The sequence below is a fragment of the Streptomyces sp. NBC_01276 genome (genome assembly GCF_041435355.1).
Taxonomy (GTDB): domain Bacteria; phylum Actinomycetota; class Actinomycetes; order Streptomycetales; family Streptomycetaceae; genus Streptomyces.
Map to the genome: position 1 here is coordinate 5,050,040 of NZ_CP108442.1, position 18,250 is coordinate 5,068,289.

Annotated in this window: 14 protein-coding genes; 6 read left to right on the forward strand and 8 right to left on the reverse strand. The window is 72.0% G+C overall.

Annotated elements, in window-relative coordinates:
• Positions 1-134: 134 nt before the first annotated feature.
• A complete protein-coding gene (locus OG295_RS22595) occupies positions 135-665 on the forward strand; it encodes a DUF1203 domain-containing protein (RefSeq protein ID WP_371678514.1) in 531 nt (176 codons plus the stop codon).
• A gap of 57 nt (positions 666-722) precedes the next feature.
• On the opposite strand, the gene OG295_RS22600 is transcribed toward OG295_RS22595, so the two are convergent.
• The 3 genes from OG295_RS22600 to OG295_RS22610 all read right to left on the reverse strand — a co-directional run bounded on the left by OG295_RS22600 (position 723) and on the right by OG295_RS22610 (position 6,555).
• Positions 723-1,754 carry an aspartate-semialdehyde dehydrogenase gene (locus OG295_RS22600; protein WP_371678515.1) on the reverse strand — a complete coding sequence of 344 codons (1,032 nt, stop codon included), beginning with the start codon at positions 1,752-1,754 and terminating at the stop codon, positions 723-725.
• A 624-nt stretch (positions 1,755-2,378) separates the two neighbouring features.
• Positions 2,379-5,711 (reverse strand): S8 family serine peptidase, encoded by a 3,333-nt coding sequence (locus OG295_RS22605; RefSeq protein WP_371678516.1) that lies wholly within the window; start codon positions 5,709-5,711, stop codon positions 2,379-2,381.
• 274 nt (positions 5,712-5,985) lie between these two features.
• The gene (locus tag OG295_RS22610; RefSeq protein ID WP_366455549.1) at positions 5,986-6,555 is read right to left on the reverse strand and encodes a CGNR zinc finger domain-containing protein; all 570 of its coding nucleotides are present in this window, start codon (positions 6,553-6,555) and stop codon (positions 5,986-5,988) included.
• Between the two features lie 109 nt (positions 6,556-6,664).
• Between OG295_RS22610 and OG295_RS22615 the strand changes: the two genes are divergently transcribed.
• Positions 6,665-7,126 carry a VOC family protein gene (locus OG295_RS22615; RefSeq protein ID WP_371678517.1) on the forward strand — a complete coding sequence of 154 codons (462 nt, stop codon included), beginning with the start codon at positions 6,665-6,667 and terminating at the stop codon, positions 7,124-7,126.
• A gap of 40 nt (positions 7,127-7,166) precedes the next feature.
• A complete protein-coding gene (locus OG295_RS22620) occupies positions 7,167-8,066 on the forward strand; it encodes a pyridoxamine 5'-phosphate oxidase family protein (RefSeq protein ID WP_371678518.1) in 900 nt (299 codons plus the stop codon).
• Here OG295_RS22620 and OG295_RS22625 read toward each other — a convergent pair.
• Positions 8,042-9,001 carry a hypothetical protein gene (locus OG295_RS22625; protein WP_371678519.1) on the reverse strand — a complete coding sequence of 320 codons (960 nt, stop codon included), beginning with the start codon at positions 8,999-9,001 and terminating at the stop codon, positions 8,042-8,044. The two genes, OG295_RS22620 and OG295_RS22625, sit on opposite strands and share 25 nt — an antisense overlap.
• A 181-nt stretch (positions 9,002-9,182) precedes the next feature.
• Positions 9,183-11,729: an aminopeptidase N gene (gene pepN, locus OG295_RS22630; RefSeq protein ID WP_371678520.1), complete on the reverse strand. Its 2,547-nt coding sequence runs from the start codon at positions 11,727-11,729 to the stop codon at positions 9,183-9,185.
• A gap of 127 nt (positions 11,730-11,856) precedes the next feature.
• Here pepN and OG295_RS22635 point away from each other — a divergent pair, with 127 nt between their 5' ends.
• Positions 11,857-12,504, forward strand: coding sequence for a DsbA family protein (locus OG295_RS22635; protein ID WP_266839040.1), 648 nt, complete (start codon positions 11,857-11,859; stop codon positions 12,502-12,504).
• A 117-nt stretch (positions 12,505-12,621) separates the two neighbouring features.
• On the opposite strand, the gene OG295_RS22640 is transcribed toward OG295_RS22635, so the two are convergent.
• Both OG295_RS22640 and OG295_RS22645 read right to left on the reverse strand, forming a co-directional pair.
• Positions 12,622-13,278 (reverse strand): superoxide dismutase, encoded by a 657-nt coding sequence (locus OG295_RS22640; protein WP_371678521.1) that lies wholly within the window; start codon positions 13,276-13,278, stop codon positions 12,622-12,624.
• A gap of 184 nt (positions 13,279-13,462) precedes the next feature.
• Complete coding sequence (locus tag OG295_RS22645; protein ID WP_371678522.1) at positions 13,463-14,884, reverse strand: amino acid permease; 1,422 nt, start codon at positions 14,882-14,884, stop codon at positions 13,463-13,465.
• 190 nt (positions 14,885-15,074) lie between these two features.
• Here OG295_RS22645 and OG295_RS22650 point away from each other — a divergent pair, with 190 nt between their 5' ends.
• On the forward strand, positions 15,075-15,857 hold the full coding sequence (locus OG295_RS22650; protein WP_371678523.1) for an SDR family NAD(P)-dependent oxidoreductase: 783 nt from the start codon (positions 15,075-15,077) through the stop codon (positions 15,855-15,857).
• Between the two features lie 83 nt (positions 15,858-15,940).
• Here the strand turns inward: OG295_RS22650 and OG295_RS22655 are convergent, their stop codons facing one another.
• Complete coding sequence (locus tag OG295_RS22655; RefSeq protein ID WP_371678524.1) at positions 15,941-17,362, reverse strand: amino acid permease; 1,422 nt, start codon at positions 17,360-17,362, stop codon at positions 15,941-15,943.
• A 285-nt stretch (positions 17,363-17,647) separates the two neighbouring features.
• On the opposite strand from OG295_RS22655, the gene OG295_RS22660 reads away from it, so the two are divergent.
• Complete coding sequence (locus tag OG295_RS22660) at positions 17,648-18,232, forward strand: biotin transporter BioY (RefSeq protein WP_371678525.1); 585 nt, start codon at positions 17,648-17,650, stop codon at positions 18,230-18,232.
• The last annotated feature ends 18 nt before the right edge of the window (positions 18,233-18,250 follow it).

The following is an 18,250-nucleotide window of genomic DNA, read 5'->3' on the forward strand; positions in this document are numbered from 1 at the left end:
CATCTCCTTTGATGGTGACGTTGCCCCGCCATCCTTCCACGCGCTCCGCGTCGCCGCGCCGGACTAATCCACGGGCGAACGCGAGGTCCGATTCCCGCCAGCCCCGTCGGACCGGACGGGGCACGATCGCAGCCATGACCTCCTCCACGGTCCGCGCCGCCGGACCCCCTCCCGCCGTCCTGCCCCGCCCCCTCACCCCCGACGTCCTCGCCGAGCTGCGCCGGCGCGACGACGCGGGCCGGCCCTGCCTGCCGTACGAGGACCCGGAGGGCGGGGCCCCGCTGCGCTGCTGCCTGCGCCGCAGCCGGGCGGGCGAGCGCATCGCCCTGGTCTCCTACGCGCCGCTGCGCCGCTGGGCGGCCGGGGCCGGCGTGGATCCGGGGGCGTACGACGAGCAGGGGCCGGTGTTCGTGCACGCCGCCCCCTGCGCGGGTCCGCCGCGAGAAGGCGGCCTGCCGTTCGGGACGCCGGGGGCACTGCGCGTCGCCCGGCGCTACGACGCTGGCGGCCGGATCCTCGGCGGCCGCGTACTGGACCTCGGCGAGGAACCCGACGCGGTCGTCCGGCAGGCGCTGGCCGAGGCCTTCGACGACCCGGAGGTCGCCCTCGTGCACGTCCGCGCGGTGGAGTACGGCTGCTTCCTCTACGAGGTGCGGCGGCCGTGAAACGGGGGAGGGGCGGGCGCCGTACGGCACCCGCCCCTCCCGCGCCCGGGGCCCGGATCAGCCCTGGCGCAGCTCCTCGGCCACGAGCTCGGCGATCTGGACGGCGTTCAGCGCGGCGCCCTTGCGCAGGTTGTCGTTCGACAGGAACAGCGCGATGCCGTTGTCCACCGTCTCGTCGACGCGGATGCGGCCCACGTACGAGGCGTCCTTGCCGGCCGCCTGGAGGGGGGTCGGGATCTCGGACAGCTCGACGCCGGGGGCGTCCGCCAGCAGCTCGTAGGCGCGCTCGACGCTCAGCGGGCGGGTGAAGCGGGCGTTGACCTGCAGGGAGTGACCCGAGAAGACGGGGACGCGCACGCAGGTGCCGGAGACCTTGAGCTCCGGGATCTCCAGGATCTTGCGGGACTCGTTGCGGAGCTTCTGCTCCTCGTCGGTCTCGAAGGAGCCGTCGTCGACCAGGTTGCCCGCGAGCGGGACCACGTTGTAGGCGATCGGGCGCTTGTAGACGGCGGGCTCCGGGAAGTCCACCGCGCCGCCGTCGAAGGTCAGCTGGTCGGCGGCCTCGGAGACCGCGCAGGCCTGGCCCTTGAGCTCGGCCACGCCGGCCAGGCCCGAGCCGGAGACGGCCTGGTAGGTGGTGGCGACCAGCGCGGTCAGGCCGGCCTCGTCGTGCAGGGGGCGCAGCACGGGCATCGCGGCCATCGTGGTGCAGTTCGGGTTCGCGATGATGCCCTTGGGGCGGTTCTTGATCGCGTGCGGGTTGACCTCGGAGACGACGAGGGGGACCTCGGGGTCGCCGCGCCAGGCGGAGGAGTTGTCGATCACGACGGCGCCCTGGGAGGCGACCTTCTCGGCGAGGGCCCGGGAGGTGGAGCCGCCGGCGGAGAAGAGCACGATGTCCAGGCCGGAGTAGTCGGCCGTGGAGGCGTCCTCGATGGTGATCTCGCGGCCCTCCCACTCCAGGGTCGAGCCCGCCGAACGGGCCGAGGCGAACAGCCGCAGCTCGTCCACCGGGAACTTGCGCTCGGCCAGGATGCCGCGCATGACTCCGCCGACCTGTCCGGTGGCTCCGACGATTCCGACCCTCACGGTGACTCCTCTTGGTACGTAGGCGCGGGCGCGCGTGAGGCCATCATGCGTTCGACCCCACGAGGATTGTCCAATCCATTGTCCGAGCTGCGGACGGTGTCCGGGATGTGAACCGGTGTGGCGAGTCCGTGACGGGCGTGTTGCAGGGCCCCCGGACATCCGTTTTGCCTGGTCAAGGCCGGTTAGCGTCCGCTCTGTCGTGTCCGCTTTCCGGACAGTGCGTACCAGACATCGGAACGCCCGCCTCGGGGAGAACACCGTGCGGGACATCCGTCACCGCCGCCGGTCCGGCGTCGGCCGACGGCCCACGACCACCGCGACCGGCACGGGGCCGGGCTCGTCGAGGAGGTCACCGCCCGCGGGGCCTACCGCCACCCGGCGAGGTTCCAGCAGATCGCCGAAGCCAACGGCGGCAACCGCGCCGCGGGCACCCCGGGGCGCGCGGCCTCCGCCGCCTTCGTGTACGACACCCCGTCATCGCCCACGCGGTGGGCACCTACGCGCAGGATCTGAGCTCGATCGGCAGGTAGCGCGGCCCCGGCCCGAGGGGGCGGGTACGGCGAAGGGGCGGGCGCCCGATGCGGGCGCCCGCCCCTCCGTCATGCCGTCACACCCCGGAGGGAGTTACGGGAGGACCTTCTCGATCTGCACGCTGCCGAGGCCGGCGGCGGTGCCGCGGGCGTTGAGCAGCTGGACCTGGCCGAAGAACTGACGGCCCTCGGGGGCCGCGCTGCTGACCAGGACGTTCGCCGAGACGTTCGCCGAGGCGCCGGTGGCGAGGTTCACCTTGGCGGCCTCGTCGACCTGGACGGAGCCCAGGGCGGAGGAGAAGTACACGTCGCGGTAGTCGTACGTGGTGGAGCCGGACGGGACCGCGTAGCCGATCACCTTGATGGTGTACGTACCGGCGGCGGGCTTGGCCAGGCTCACGGCCTCCTCGGAGTCGCCGTCGGCGGAGGAAGCGACCTTGACGCCGTCCTTGTAGACCTCGAGGTCGAGGTCCGCGGCGGTGTCGGAGGTCTTGCCGATGGCGACGTCGAGGCGGGAGACGCCCTCGCCGACGGTGACCTCGGTGGTCTGCGTCTCACCGGCCGCGATGGTCGGCTTGGCGACCTTCGCGGAGCCGAGCGGGCCGCCCTGGAGCGTGCCGCCGGAGATGGCCGCGCCGTCGTTCTTCACGGTCCACTGGACCGGCGCCGGGGTGCCCTGCTTGACCTCGGGGAGGACCTTGACGGCCGGGTCGAAGCCCGCGCCGAGGACCGAGACGTCCAGCTTGAACGGGTTGTCGAGCAGCGGCGACGTGCGGCGCGACTCGACCTCGATCTCCCAGACGCCCGGCTGCGGGTCGGCGTACGAGCGCAGGTCGGGGCGGCAGGTGTTCGCCGGGTTGTCGTAGTTCGGGTAGCACTGGGTGGTCGCGCTGTCCTCGACGCCCGTGCCGTACGGGTGGATCGAGATGAAGCGGGTCTGGCTGCCCGGCTTCAGACCGCCGAGGGCGACCTCAAGGGTCTTGGCGCCCTGCGGGACGGTCACGAAGTACGACTTGTGGCTGTTGCGCTGCACGGAGGAGGTGTCCGACAGCGTGAACGACGGCTTCGCCAGCGGGGTGGAGGCGACGACCGTGGCCAGGACCTGCTTGTCGATGCCCTCGGTGGTCGGGTCGTCGAGCTGCAGGATGCCGCTGTGCACGCCGGCCGACTTGACGTTGGCCTCGACCTTGATGGTGACGGGCTTGTTCAGCGGGAGCGTGACGTAGTCGTAGCCGCCGACGACCTTGAAGGTGCCGTCGTTGTTGCGCCAGCTCAGGTTGTGCCGGGTGCCGTACTTGACGCCCGTGGTGCGGGTGACGACGACGTCGTAGACCTTCTTCTGGCCGACCTTGAGGCCGCCCTCGCGGTCGTACAGGCCGGTGCCGAAGCCCGGGGTCTTCAGGAACTGGTCGAGCGCGGTGTCGACCGGGGCCTTGACGGTGAACTCTTCGGCCTTCGCGCCGCGCTGGATGGACTTCCAGGCGTCGACGATGTTGATGAGACCGGCACCCTGGGCGTGCGCCGGGACGTCGTCGATCTTCTTCGCGGTGCTGGTCAGCGCCACGCGCAGGTTCGCCGGGGTCAGCGCGATCTTCTGCTGCTTGGCGGCCGAGATCAGCAGGGCGCTGGCGCCCGTCGCCTGCGGCGAGGACATCGAGGTGCCCTGGAGCATCGAGTAACCGGCCGGCAGGTTGTAGCCGGCCTCCTTGACCGGGCTGCCGGGCAGCCAGGTCTGGGTGGTGTTGATCGCCGCGCCGGGGGCGGTGATGGTCGGCGTGAACCCGCCGTCCTCACGCGGACCGCGCGAGGAGAAGGGGAACATGTTGTACTTCTTCGACACGCCGGAGCCGTAGTTGGCCGCCCAGGTGTCCTTGGAGACCGCCGCGCCCACGGAGATGACCTTGTCCGCGAGGCCGGGGTCGCCGATGGTGTTGACGCCGGGGCCCTCGTTGCCCGCCGAGATGACGAGCTGGACGCCGTAGGTGTCGATGAGGTTCTTGTACAGCTCCGAACGGGCGTTGTTGCCGTCGTTCAGCGCCGGGAGACCACCGATGGACATGTTGACGATGTCCACGCCGCGGTTGACGACGAGGTCGATCATGCCCTCGGTCAGCGCGATGTTGGTGCAGCCGCCGGACCAGGAGCAGGCGCGCGAGGAGACGAGCTTGGCGCCGGGCGCCTCACCGTTCATCTTGCCGCCGAAGAGGCTGTTGGCGGCCGTGATGCCGGCGACGTGCGTGCCGTGCTCCGACTCGATGATGCCGATGTTGACGAAGTCGGCCTTCTTGCCCACCCAGTCCCCGCCGAAGGGGTCCATCGGGACGTCCTTGCGGATCTGGATCACGAACGGGATGCGCTCGGCGACGTCGGTCGCCGGGTTGTCCGTGCCGAAGTAGCCGACCTGGTAGCCGTCCTTGTACGGCTTCATCGGCTCGTTGTTGGTGAAGTCGCCGTCCTGGTCGGTGTCGACGCGGACGGTGCCGGCCACCGGGTCGTACAGCATGCCGAACTTGTCGGTGGTGTCGCCGTCGCGGTTGACGTCGCCCTTCATGTCACCGGTGGCGGTGATCGACTCGCTGAAGCGGCTCCACTGGAAGTTGCCCTCGGGCGCCTTCCAGTTCTGGCCGCCCGCGGCGAAGGTGCCGCCGGCGGCGGTGACCGGGGTGACCTGGGGGCGCCAGGTGGCGTCGTTGTCCAGGATCGGGTCGGTCGCGGTGACCCAGTCGACGATCTTGCGCTCGCCGGTGGTGGTCTTCTGGAGGGCCGGGTGCGCGACGTCGACGCCCGAGTCCAGGATGCCGATGGTGACGCCGCGGCCGTCGGCCTGCGGGTTCTTCTGGACGAAGTCCACCGCGCCGGTCTCGAAGGACGGGTTGTACGGGTTCTTCGCCGGGGTGTTCTTGTCCGGGCCCGGGAAGGAGCCGTCGGCGGTCTTCTTGACCGAGCCGGCGTCCTTGCCCGCGTCGGGGCGCGGGTCCGGCAGCTGGATCTCCTGCCGCAGGTCCATGCCGTGTACGGATTCGAGCTTGGCGGCGGCCTTGAGCGCGGCCTCGGCCTTGTCGGTCGGCAGGGTCGCGCGGACGTAGCCGAGCTTGTCGTACGTCTGGCCCACCGAGGCGCCGTGGACGGCGTCGAGCTGGTCGGCCACCTGCTTGGTCTGCCCGGGGGCGGTGGCGACCATGACGGTGACGGTCGCGTCACCCTTGGCCTTGGCCTCCTGGAGCAGCTCGGCGTCGACCGAACCGAGCTTCTGGTCGGCGGACTTGACCGGCGGGGTGTTCCGCGGGTCATCGCCGGCCGCCGCGAAGGCGGGGACGGCGCCGGTGGCGCAGAGGGCGGCCACCAGGCCCGCGGCCGCCGCGACGCGGGCGGCACGCCGCGCGCCGGGTATGGCCCCGGTGGTGGAGCTGGGGGAGTCGAGGGTCATCAGCATCCCTGGCTAAGTGAAAGATACGGTCCGGAATTCGGTGCCGGATGACCGGTCAGCTTTGCGCAAGTGACAGCTGTTTGGGGAGGGTTGTTATTGACCGAGACCTGACATGGCGGACTCTCGCCAGTGCGTACTACCCGCCAGTAGGGACATGCCGGGGCAAGGCGGGGCGACTCGCAGCGGTATACGAGTCGACTTGTCGACTTTCCAGCCTCGCGCGGAGTGGGGCGCGGGCCTCCGTCTCATGACGGGTGTGACAGATTCCGACCGTTCAGCGCTCGCGCGTGCGCGCGTAGTGCCGCGAGGCCTTGGCGCGGTTGCCGCAGACGGCCATGGAGCACCAGCGCCGGGTGCCGTTGCGCGAGGTGTCGTGGAAGTGCAGGATGCACGTCTCCGAGGCGCACTTGCGGATCCGGTCGGGCGCCGACCGCAGCAGCTCCAGGTAGTCGCGGGCCGCGGTCCAGGCGGGCCCCCAGGAAGGGTCGTCGAACTCCGCCCGCTCGCCCGGACCTTCGGCCGTGAGGGTGGCCCGGATGCGGCCGTGCTCCAGTACGGCGTCGATCAGCTCGCGGGCGCCGGCGTCGGCCGGGTCCGTGACGGCGCGGGCGAGGGCCTCGCGCGCGGTCAGCAGGTGGACCAGGGTCGACTTGTCGGCGCGGAAGCGGCCGTCCAGCCCCGTGCTCCGCAGCCACAGGGCCAGCCCCTCCAGCCGGCTCAGACCGAAGGCCCCGGCGAAGAGGTCGGTGGGCACGCCCTCCGGCATCCAGCGCGTGTTCACCAGGTCGAGGGCGAGCGGCTCCCCGGTGAGCGGACGGGGGTCCGTCGTCGGTACTGCCGTCATGTCCGCCTCCTCGCGCCGCTAACCCCTCAAGGGTACGTGACCGGTTGACGCCCGGATGTCTAACCTCTAATCTCGATTTAGAAGGTTAGGACCACTGAAGGGAACCCTCATGACCGCCACCACCGTCGGCACGCTCCGCACGGGCCACGTGGGCCTCAACGTCACCGACCTGGACCGCTCGCTCGCCTTCTACCGCGACGCCCTGGACTTCGAGCTCCTCGGTGAGGGCAAGGAGGACGGCCGCCGCTTCGCCTTCCTGGGCCGCGACGGGGAGCTCGTCCTCACCCTCTGGCAGCAGGCGCGGGACCGGTACGCCCCGCAGGCCGCCGGACTGCACCACCTGGCCTTCTCCGCCGGCGCGATCGAGGAGGTCCGGGCGTACGAGGACCGGCTGCGCGGCCTGGGCGTCGACTTCGCCCACGAGGGCGTCGTCGCCCACCGCGAGGGCGCCGCCTCCGGCGGGATCTTCTTCCACGACCCGGACGGGACCCGGCTGGAGATCTCCGTGCCGACCGGTGCCGAGGGTGCTCCCGCCCCGACCGCAGGCGCTCCGACCTGCGGGTTCTTCTAGGCCCTCACGGCTTGTAGGCCCTCAAGGAAGGGGAGTCGCCATGGACACGTACCACCGGGGCTCGCTGGCAGTGCAGGAACGGGTCGGAGTCCGCGACCTCGCCGACCACGTCGGCCGCTCGATCGGCAGCGGCATCCGGGACGTCGCCGCGGCCTTCCTCGCCGGGCAGCCCCACCTCGTGGCCGGCGCGGCCGACGGGGAGGGCCGGCTGTGGGCCTCGATGCTCACCGGGCCGCCCGGTTTCGTACGGGCCGAGGGGCGCGGCCGGATCACCGTCTCGGGCGGCCTGCCCGACGGGGATCCGCTGGCCGGGGCGCTGGCCGTGGCCGGCACCCGGGTCGGCACCATCGCGCTCGATCCGCGCACCCGGCGCCGGATGCGGCTGGGCGGGTCGCTGGCAGTGACGGCCGGCGGGTTCGCGGTCGAGGCCGAGCGGGTCTTCTCCAACTGCCCGAAGTACCTCCAGAAGCGGCAGCCGCTGGAGCTGGTGGCCGAAGGGCCCGGGGTCCTGTGGCGCGGACCGGCGCTCACCCCCGGCCAGGAACGGGCGGTCCGCGCGGCCGACACCTTCTTCATCGCCACCACGGCGGGGGCGGAGGGGGCCGACGCGAGCCACCGGGGCGGCATGCCGGGCTTCGTGGAGGTGCTCTCGCCGACCGAGCTGGCCTGGCCGGACTATCCGGGGAACGCGATGTTCCTGACCCTGGGCAACCTCGTCGCCGACGACCGGGCCGGGCTGCTCTTCCCCCAGTGGGAGAGCGGCGCGCTGCTCCAGCTGAGCGGGCGGGCCCGGACCGAGTTCGGCGGCGCCGGGGAGCGCCGGGTGCGGTTCACCGTCGAAGCGGTGGTGGAGGGCCTGCATCCGGGGCGGCTGCGCTGGAGCGCCCCGGAGTACTCGCCGGCCAACCCGCCGGTTCACCGGGGCAGTACGACCAGGTAGGCGGCGGGCTCGCGGTCGGCGGAAGCCGTCAGGGCGGTCCGGACGACCGCGGCCTGCTGCTCGGGCCAGTCGCGCAGCTTGCGCGGGGTCAGGTGCAGCACGGTCACCCCGAGGCGCTCCAGGGTCTCCCGCTTGCGGACGGCCTCGGCCCAGTCCTCGTCCTCGCCCTGGCGGGGTGCGCGGGTGTCGATCTCGATGGCGACGGCCTGCTCGGGCCAGTAGGCGTCCACACCACCGAGGTGCGGGCCGCCGGGCAGCCGCAGGTCCACGTTCCAGACGGGCTCGGGGAGTTCGTAGCCCCGGACGAGCTGGTACAGCCGGTCCTCGGCGATGGCCCGGCCCTCGGCGAGCAGGGCCTCCACCGCGTCCACCACGTGCGGCCGGTTCAGCAGCCGGGCGACGGTCAGCTCCCGTACGACGGCCGCCGGTTCGCAGTGACCGGCGCGGACGGCCTCGCTCAGCAGGCGGCGTACGGCGTCGGCGTCGGAGAGCTGGGCGACGGCGTCGGCGACGGCCCGCGCCACCGGGGCCACGGGCAGGCCCGTCACCTCCAGCGGCCGGGGCGGGGTGTGGGCGCGGACGATCCGGACGTCGCCGGTGGAACGCAGTCGGCGCGTGCCGGGCACGAGGACGTCGATGTGCGAGAGGCCGAGCAGGGCGGGAGCCGCGGAGAACCGGTAGAGCGCGAGCGCCGCCAGCCCGGTGATCATGACCTCGCCGCCGCGCCGGCCCGCGTACAGCAGGGCGGCGTGCAGCCGCTCCTCGCTCGTCGCGGGGCCGGAGTGCAGGAGGAACACCCCGGGCAGCACCTGCTGCCAGGGACGCCCGGCGGCCTCGGCGGCGCTGACGCCGTGCTCCCGCAGCTGCGCGAGGGTCAGCACGCGGGGGCGGCTGGCGGTGAGGTGGGCCAGGGGGAGGGGTGCGTTCTGGTTCATGACGCGGTGATTCCCTCAGGCCATGGCCTTGCTAACGCCTGTTACACGTTCGTCGGCAAATCCGGACAAGACGGGGCTAAAGTACGGGCGTTCGACTGCCGATGACGTGCCCTCGCCTGTCGCCGCGTCGCCTGTCGCCGCGTCGGCGGGGCCGGAAGACCGGCCCCGCCGACGGCCGGGGTCAGGCGCCGTCGCGGGCCTGGGCGCGCAGGGCGCGGGCCAGGTCGTCGCGGGACTCCAGGACCAGCCGCCGCAGCGCGGGCGCCGCCTCCGGGTGACCGGCCAGCCAGGCGTCGGTCGCCGCCACCGTGGCCGGGGAGTCCTGCAGCATGGGGTAGAGCCCCTTCACCACGTGGATCCCGATCTGGATCGAGCGCTGCGCCCAGATCCGCTCGATCACCTCGAAGTACCGGTCGGCGTACGGGGCGAGCAGGTCGCGCCGCGAGGGCTGCTGCATCCCGTCGATGGTGGCCTCGACCAGCGCGTTCGACAGCGCGTCCGATTCGACGACCGCCGCCCACGCCTGGTCCTTGACGGCCGCCGACGGCCGCGCCGCCAGGCACCGCACCTGGTGCCGCTTGCCCGACGCCGTGTCGTCGCGGGCGAGTTCGGCGCCCAGCACGCCCTCGTCCACCGACCCGTGTGCCGCCAGCGGCAGCAGGAAGTCCCAGCGCAGCTCCTGGTCGACGTCCAGTCCGTCGATCCGGGCCGTCCCGTCGAGCAGGCCCAGCAGCAGCTGGAAGTCGCCCTCGGTCGCGGCGCTCGCCGCGAAGAACCGGGCCCAGGTCAGCTGGTGCTCCGACCCCGGCTCGGCCAGCCGCAGCTCGCGCAGGGCACCCGCCGCCAGGTCCCGGCCGCTCTGCTCGCGCCGCCCGTCCGCCGCGTAGTGGGTGACCGCGCTCAGCGCCTGCCCGTGCAGCATCTGGAGCACGCCGACGTCGGTCTCCCGGCCGGCGTGGGCGAGGAACAGCGCGAGGAAGTCCCGGGCCGGCATCAGCGCGTCGCGCGTCAGGTTCCACAGCGCCGACCAGCACAGGGCCCGCGCCAACGGGTCCGTGAGGTCGCCGAGGTGGCCGCGGAGCGTCTCCAGGGAGGCCTCGTCGAAGCGGATCTTGCAGTAGGTGAGGTCCTCGTCGTTGACCAGGACCAGGTCGGGACGGTCCAGCCCGGCCAGTTCCGCGGCCACCGTCCGCGCCCCGGCCACGTCCGCCTCGGCCCGCGCGTAGCGCACCAGCGTGCCCGCCTCGATCCGGTACAGGCCCACGCAGACCCGGTGCGGGCGCAGCTCGTCACCCTCCTGGAGCACCGCCAGTTCGGTGATCCGGCCGTCCGCGTCCGTGGTGACCACCGGGGTGAGCGCGTTCACGCCGGCCGTCTGGAGCCAGGCCCGCGACCACTCGGCCATGTCCCGCCCGGAGACCTCCCCGAGCACCGACAGCAGGTCGTCCAGGGTGGTGTTGCCGTAGGCGTGGGCCTTGAAGTAGCGCCGCGCGCCGTCCAGGAACGCCTCCCGGCCCACGTACGCCACGAGCTGCTTGAGGACCGCGGCGCCCTTGGCGTACGTGATCCCGTCGAAGTTCAGCTTGGCGTCCTCCAGGTCACGGATGTCGGCCGTGACCGGGTGGGTGGAGGGGAGCTGGTCGGCCCGGTACGCCCACGCCTTGCGGCTGTTGGCGAAGGTGACCCACGCCTGGTCGAAGCGGGTGGCCTCGACGAGCCCGAAGGATCCCATGAAGTCCGCGAAGGACTCCTTCAGCCACAGGTCGTCCCACCACTTCATGGTGACCAGGTCGCCGAACCACATGTGCGCCATCTCGTGCAGGATGACGTTCGCGCGCCGCTCGTAGGACGCCTGGGTGACCTTCCCGCGGAAGATGTACTCCTCGCGGAAGGTGACCATTCCCGGGTTCTCCATCGCGCCCAGGTTGTACTCCGGGACGAAGGCCTGGTCGTACTTCCCGAAGGGGTACGGGTAGTCGAAGATCTCGTGGAAGAGGTCGAAGCCCTGCTTGGTGACGAGGAACACGTCGTCGGCGTCGAAGTGCTTCGCCAGCCCCTTGCGGCACATGGCGCCGAGCGGGATCGTCAGGTCCCCGCGGGTGTAGGTGTCCGTCACGTAGTGGTACGGCCCGGCCACCACGCAGGTGATGTACGTGGAGATGGGCGCGGTCTCGGCGAAGCGCCGGACCTGCCCCTCGCGGGACTCCTCCGCGCCGTTGCTCCACACCTGCCAGGCCTCGGGCGCCGTGACCTCGAAGCGGTAGGGGGCCTTCAGGTCGGGCTGCTCGAAGTTGGCGTACACCCGGCGGGCGTCCGCCGGCTCGTACTGCGTGTAGAGGTAGACCTCGCCGTCCTCAGGGTCCACGAAGCGGTGCATGCCCTCGCCGGTCCGGCTGTACGCGCAGTTCGCATCCACGACCAGGACGTTCTCGGAGGCGAGCCCCTCCAGGGTGATCCGGGCCCCGTCGAAGACGGCGGCCGGGTCGAGGGCGCGGCCGTTGAGCGTGACGGAGTTCACCGAGGGGGCGATCAGGTCCGCGAAGGAGGAGGCGCCCGGCGTCGCGGCCCGGAAGCGGATGGTGGTCACCGAGCGGAAGGTCCGGGGGCCTTCGACCGGTTCGGCCTCGTCCACGGCGGACCTCAGGTCGAGGGCCACCTCGTACCCGTCGACGGACAGCAGTCCGGCCCGCTCGCGGGCCTCGTCTCGGGACAGGTTCTCTCCGGGCACGTGCACTCCTTCGTGCGTGATCGTGGTCTTCGGTTCGAATCCTCCCACGGGGGAATGAGCGCGGGCCCGGCCCGGTTGGCCAGGGGGATGGCCGGTGAGCAACGCTTTGGCTGACTTGAGGAGAGACATGGCCGACACGCAGGTGCGCGAGAAGACCCCCGTCGACTTCTGGTTCGACCCGCTGTGCCCCTGGGCGTGGATGACGTCGCGCTGGGTGCTGGAGGTCGAGAAGCTCCGCGACATCGAGGTCCGCTGGCACGTGATGAGCCTGGGCGTGCTCAACGAGAACAAGCTCGACGAGCTGCCCGAGGCCTACCGCGAGATGCTCGGCCCCCAGGCCTGGATCCCCGTGCGCGTGGTGACCGCCGCCGAGCAGAAGTTCGGCAAGGAGATCACCGGCAAGCTCTACACGGCGCTCGGCACCCGCATCCACAACGAGGGCCGCGGCAACACCCCCGAGGTGATCGCCGAGGCGCTGGCCGAGGTCGGTCTGCCGGCGGAGCTCGCCGCGTTCGGCCTGAAGGACACCTTCGACGCGGAGCTGCGCGCCTCCCACGAGGACGGCATCGAGCGGGTCGGCCAGGAGGTCGGCACCCCGGTGATCTCCGTGCCCGGCGCCGACGGCAAGGACGTCGCCTTCTTCGGGCCGGTCGTCACCCCGGCCCCGCGCGGCGAGGACGCCGCGCGGCTGTGGGACGGCACCCTGCTCGTGGCCTCCATCCCGGGCTTCTTCGAGCTCAAGCGGACCCGTACCCGGGGCCCGTCCTTCGAGTAGTCCCGGCGAACACGGATGACCCCCGCGAGTCACGTCCTCGCGGGGGTCTTCTGCTGGACACGCCCGCACGCGAAGGTTGAGAAGACGATCACGAGGCGGACGGGCTTGCGGGTGTGATCAGCCCTTGGCGGGGATCAGCAGCGGGGTGTTCGCCTTGGCGTCGGCGTAGCGCCCGGCCACGTCCTGCCAGTTGACGACGTTCCACATCGCCTCGATGAAGTCCACCTTCTGGTTCTTGTACTGAAGGTAGAAGGCGTGCTCCCAGGCGTCGAAGACCAGGATCGGCGTGCTGGCGACGCCCACGTTGCCCTGGTGGTCGTAGACCTGCTCGACGACCAGCCGGCCGCTGACCGGCTCGTAGGCGAGCACGCCCCAGCCGGAACCCTGCGTCGCGGAGGACGCGAAGGTCAGCTGCTTCTTGAACTTCGCGAAGGAGCCGAAGGACTCGGTGATCGCGTCCGCCAGGTCGCCCAGCCCGTCGGCCGCGGTCGGCTCGCCGCCGCCCTCGCCGGTCTTCGGGCTGGCCATGTTGTGCCAGTAGATGCTGTGCAGGATGTGGCCGGAGAGGTGGAACGCGAGGTTCTTCTCCAGGCCGTTGAGGGCGCCCCAGTTCTCCTTGTCCCGGGCCTCCTCCAGCTGCTCCAGCGTGGTGTTGGCGCCCGTGACGTAGGCCGCGTGGTGCTTGTCGTGGTGCAGCTCGATGATCTGCGGATTGATCACCGGCTCCAGCGCCGCGTAGTCGTAAGGAAGCTCAGGAAGCGTGTAGATGGCCATGCGTGTGTCCGGTCCCCTCGGCGTGCCAATCGCTTATTGCAATTAATGCGCAACTGCACGCTAGCAGTATCTATTCTGTGCTTCGAGTAAGGGTCGCCTCTCTTGAGCGGACCTCCGGAACGCCGGAGGCCGGGCTCATGCGATCGCATGAGCCCGGCCTCTGACGTGCCGTCGGGTGGGGGTGTTACACCCGGACGGAGTCTTCGCGCGCCGCCGCCCGCCGCTGGACCAGGTACCCGGTCGCGGCCAGGGCCACGGTCAGCCCGCCGGTGAACAGGACCTGCACCCGGGTGTCCTCGCCCAGGGCCATCAGCACCAGCACCGCGGCGACACCGGCCAGCGCCACCCAGGTCAGGTACGGGAAGCCCCACATCTTCACGACCAGCCGCTCGGGAGCCTCCCGCTCCAGGCGCCGGCGCAGCACGAACTGGGAGACCGCGATGAAGCCCCAGACGACGAGGATGACCCCGCCGACCATGTTCAGCAGCCAGGCGAACAGGGTGTCGGGATACCAGTACGAGAGCAGGACGGTGACGAACCCGAAGCCGCAGGAGGCGAGCACCGCCCGGCGCGGCACCCCGCCGGTGGCCTTGCCCAGCGCCCTGGGGCCCTGGCCCCGGGCGACGAGGGAGTGGGCCATGCGCGAGGAGCCGTAGATGTTGGCGTTCATCGCGGAGAGCAGGGCGATCAGGATGACCACGTTCATGATCTCGCCGGCGGCCGGGATGCCCAGGTGGTCCAGGGTGGCGGCGTAGGGGCCGACCTCGGTGACCGCGGGGTCGTTCCAGGGCAGCAGGGTCACGATCATCAGCATCGAGCCGACGTAGACGACCGCGATCCTCCACATGGTGGTCTTCACGGCCTTGGCCACGCCCTTGACCGGGTCGTCGGACTCGGCGGCGGCGATGGTCACCGTCTCCAGTCCGCCGTACGCGACCACCGAGGCGAGCAGGCCGACCAGCAGGCCGTCGACCCCGTTGGGCAGGAGGCCGCCGTCGCTGACCAGGTTGGCGGTCCCCGGGGAGGAGGTGCCGGGCAGCAGGCCCAGGACGGCGAGGGTGCCCAGGCCCAGGAAGAGGGCGATGGCCCCGATCTTCAGGGCGGCGAACCAGAACTCGAACTCCCCGAAGCGCGAGACGGCACCCAGGTTGCTGCCGCAGAAGACGGCCATGAAGACGAGCACCCACATCCACGAAGGGGTGCCGGGGAACCAGCCCGTCATGATGTGCGCCGCGCCGATCGCCTCGATGGCCACGCCCACGCACAGCAGGATCCAGAACATCCAGCCCGCCGTGAAGCCGGCCCACGGGCCGATCGCCCGGTCGGCGTGCACCGAGAAGGAGCCGGAGGCGGGGTTGGCGGCGGACATCTCGCCGAGCATCCGCATCACGAACATCACCAGCAGCCCGGAGACGGCGTACGCGAGCACGATCGAGGGCCCCGCCGCCGCGATCCCGGCGCCCGAGCCCACGAAGAGCCCGGCGCCGATGACCCCGCCGAGGGCGATCATCGAGAGGTGGCGCTGCTTGAGGCCGTTGCCCAGGGGGGATCCGGCGGGGGCCTGCTGCCCTGGGGGCGGCGCGAGGGTGCTGCTGCTCTGGCTCATGGGGGTGTGCCTGTCCGGTGTGCGGCGTGTGCGGGGGTTGGTGCGAAGGGCCCCAGTGTGCCGAGTGTCCGCTCACCGGACGTTTCGTGTCCGGTATGCGGACGGACGATTCACGGATCGTGATCACGTCCGTACGCTCGCGGCAGACCGGGCGGGCCGCGCCCGGCAACGCGCCGAGAGGGGCCGCACGATGGACCGGACCGCGACACCACTGCCCGCCACCGGCCGGGGCGTCCTCGTCACCGGCGCCTCCCGGGGCATCGGGCGGGCGATCGCCGCCGCGTTCGCCGCGCAGGGCGACCGGGTCGCCGTGCACTGCTCCGCCCGCGGGGCGGAGGCCGAGGAGACCCTCGCCGCACTGGAGGGGGAAGGGCACGCGCTGTTCGCCGCGGACCTCGCGGACCCGGCCCGCGTCGCCGAGCTGGCGGACGAGGCCGACGCGGCCCTGGGCGGGGTGGACGTGCTGGTCAACAACGCCGCCGTGATGGTCGGGCACCCCCTGGCGGACACCTCCTGGGAGGCCTGGCAGGAGGCCTGGCGGCGCACCGTCGACGTGAACCTCCTCGGCGCGGCCCACCTGAGCCACCGCGTCGCCCACCGCATGATCGGAGCCGGCCGGGGCGGCCGCATCGTCAACGTCGGCTCCCGCGGCGCGTTCCGCGGCGAACCCGACCACCCCGCCTACGGAGCCACCAAGGCCGCGCTCCACGCGCTGGGCCAGTCCCTGGCCGTCTCCCTGGCCCCGCACGGCATCGCGGTGGCCTCCGTCGCCCCCGGGTTCGTCGCCACCGAACGGGTCGCCGGCCGCCTGGAGGGCCCCGAGGGCGAGGCGATCCGCGCCCAGAGCCCCTTCGGCCGGGTCGCGGACCCCGCCGAGATCGCCTCCGCCGTGCTCTACCTGGCCTCTCCGGCGGCGCTCTGGAGCTCCGGCACCGTCCTCGACGTCAACGGAGCCTCCTACCTGCGCACCTGAGGACGCCCGGGACCCCCGCGCCACGGCACGGGGGTCCCGGTATCCGCTCGTCCCCGCGCGGGGACGGGCGTACGCGCGCGGGGCTACGCCCTGTCGGCCGCCACCGTCCCGGCCCGGCGCTCGCGCACCTCCCGCAGCCACGCCACCAGCAGCACCGCGGCCGCCGCACCCGACGACCACAGCAGCTGCGGCCGCGCCGAGTCGTCGAACAGCATCAGCACCAGCACGGCCGCCATCCCCAGCAGCGCCGCCCACGTCAGGTACGGGAACAGCCACATCCGAAGCGTCAGCCGCTCCGGCATCTCCCGCTCCAGGATCCGGCGCAGCCGCAGCTGCGAGACCGCGATCAGCGCCCACACGAACAGCAGCACCGCGCCGACCGCGTTGAGCATGTACAGGAACACCGTGTCCGGCCACAGCAGGTTCAGCACGACGGACACGAACCCGAAGGCCACCGAGGCGAACACCGCCCGGCGCGGCACCCCGCCGCCGGACACCTTCAGCAGGGCCCCGGGCGCCTCGCCGCGCTCGGCCAGGGAGAACACCATGCGCGAGGAGCCGTAGAGGTTGGCGTTCAGCGCCGACAGCAGCGCCACGAACACCACGATGTTCATGATCTGCCCGGCGGCCGGGATCCCGATGGAGTCCAGCACCGCGACGTAGGGGCTCTCGCCCGGCTTCAGCGAGTCCCACGGCAGCAGGGTCACGATGACCAGCATCGAGCCGACGTAGAAGAAGAGGATGCGCCACACCGCGCTGCGCACCGCGCGGGCCACCGAGCGGGCCGGGTCGTCCGACTCGGCGGCGGCGATCGTGACGACCTCCAGGCCGCCGAAGGCGAAGATCACCGCGAGCATGCCGGCGACCACCCCGCCGAAGCCGGCCGGGAAGAAGCCGCCGTGGCCGGTCAGGTTGGCCGCGCCCACGGGATCCGTGTCGGGGAGCATGCCGAAGATCGCCAGGGTACCCAGGACCAGGAACAGGACGATGGCCCCGACCTTGAGGGCCGCGAACCAGAACTCGAACTCGCCGAAGTTCTTCACGGCCGCCAGGTTGCTCACGGTGAAGACCACCATGAAGATCAGCACCCACACCCACTGGTCGACCGAGGGGACCCAGCCGTTCGCGATCTTCGCGGCGCCGGTCGCCTCCACGGCGAGCACCACGACCAGCAGGAACCAGTAGAGCCAGCCGGCCGAGAATCCGGCCCAGCGTCCCAGGGCCTTCTCCGCGTACACGGAGAAGGAACCGGAGGCGGGCATCGCGGCCGACATCTCGCCGAGCGCCCGCATCACCAGCATCGCGAGGACGCCCGCGAGCAGGTAGGAGCAGATGATCGCGGGTCCGGCGATGCCGACGCCGGCGCCGGAGCCGACGAAGAGCCCGGCGCCGATCACGCCGCCGAGGCCCAGCATGGTCAGGTGGCGCTGCTTGAGGCTGTGGCTGAGGGGTTCCGGGGGCAGGTCGCCCCCGGTGACGTTCGGGTCGGGCAGGTGGTCGCGCATGAGGAGATGCTCGTACTCTCGGTCGGCCAAGCGGCGCTGGCGGCTGCACGGGGGATTGGCGGGAACCTACAGTCTCGCCGGAGGACACCCGCAGGAGCAAAAAGGACGTGTGGTCGAATCTGGCCCGTGACGAGGATCACTCCGACTCGGGTGTAGGGGCGGGACTTTGTCCGGTCTCCACCAAACCGGGGAGTATGCCTTTGTCCCGCCCGGCGGTGGGGCGGCGCCACGGCCCGCCGTAGCCTCACGGTGTCCTGTCGATCACCACCCCGCGGAGCCCCCCCGATGAGCACTGCTTCCGTCTCCTTCCGGCCCGGCGCCGTCCTCGCCGACCTGCTGCCCGCGAGCCGCGTCCGCGACATCGCGCTCGTCGTCGGCGGAGCCGCGCTCACCGGCCTCGCCGCGCAGATCTCGGTCCCCGTTCCCGGCTCGCCCGTCCCGGTCACCGGCCAGACCTTCGCCGCCCTGCTCGTGGGCACCGCCTTCGGCGCCCGCCGCGGCTTCCTCTCGCTGGCCCTGTACGCCCTGGTCGGCATGGCCGGCGTGCCGTGGTTCGCGGGCGGCACCTCCGGCGCGGGCGGTGCCTCCTTCGGCTACGTGCTCGGCATGCTGCTCGCCGCCACCGTCGTCGGCGCGCTCGCGCGGCGCGGGGCCGACCGCTCGGTGCCGCGCACCGCGGGCACCATGGTGCTGGGCTCGGCCGTCATCTACGCGGTCGGCGTGCCGTACCTGATGGCCGCCACCGGCATGTCCCTGAGCGCCGCCGTCGCGGCGGGTCTGGTCCCGTTCCTGATCGGCGACGCCCTCAAGGCCGCGCTCGCCATGGGCGCCCTGCCGGCCGCCTGGAAGCTGGCGGGCCGCCGGGGCTGAGCCCCGTACCGCTCCCCT

Bases quoted from the DNA above. Each gene is read 5' to 3' on its own strand.
- OG295_RS22660 (WP_371678525.1), top strand. From the start codon at position 17,648: ATGAGCACTGCTTCCGTCTCCTTCCGGCCCGGCGCCGTCCTCGCCGAC.
- OG295_RS22615 (WP_371678517.1), top strand. From the start codon at position 6,665: ATGACCGCCACCACCGTCGGCACGCTCCGCACGGGCCACGTGGGCCTC.
- OG295_RS22650 (WP_371678523.1), top strand. From the start codon at position 15,075: ATGGACCGGACCGCGACACCACTGCCCGCCACCGGCCGGGGCGTCCTC.
- OG295_RS22610 (WP_366455549.1), bottom strand. From the start codon at position 6,555: ATGACGGCAGTACCGACGACGGACCCCCGTCCGCTCACCGGGGAGCCG.
- OG295_RS22620 (WP_371678518.1), top strand. From the start codon at position 7,167: ATGGACACGTACCACCGGGGCTCGCTGGCAGTGCAGGAACGGGTCGGA.
- OG295_RS22640 (WP_371678521.1), bottom strand. From the start codon at position 13,278: ATGGCCATCTACACGCTTCCTGAGCTTCCTTACGACTACGCGGCGCTG.
- OG295_RS22595 (WP_371678514.1), top strand. From the start codon at position 135: ATGACCTCCTCCACGGTCCGCGCCGCCGGACCCCCTCCCGCCGTCCTG.
- OG295_RS22655 (WP_371678524.1), bottom strand. From the start codon at position 17,362: ATGCGCGACCACCTGCCCGACCCGAACGTCACCGGGGGCGACCTGCCC.
- OG295_RS22645 (WP_371678522.1), bottom strand. From the start codon at position 14,884: ATGAGCCAGAGCAGCAGCACCCTCGCGCCGCCCCCAGGGCAGCAGGCC.
- OG295_RS22625 (WP_371678519.1), bottom strand. From the start codon at position 9,001: ATGAACCAGAACGCACCCCTCCCCCTGGCCCACCTCACCGCCAGCCGC.
- OG295_RS22635 (WP_266839040.1), top strand. From the start codon at position 11,857: ATGGCCGACACGCAGGTGCGCGAGAAGACCCCCGTCGACTTCTGGTTC.
- OG295_RS22605 (WP_371678516.1), bottom strand. From the start codon at position 5,711: ATGACCCTCGACTCCCCCAGCTCCACCACCGGGGCCATACCCGGCGCG.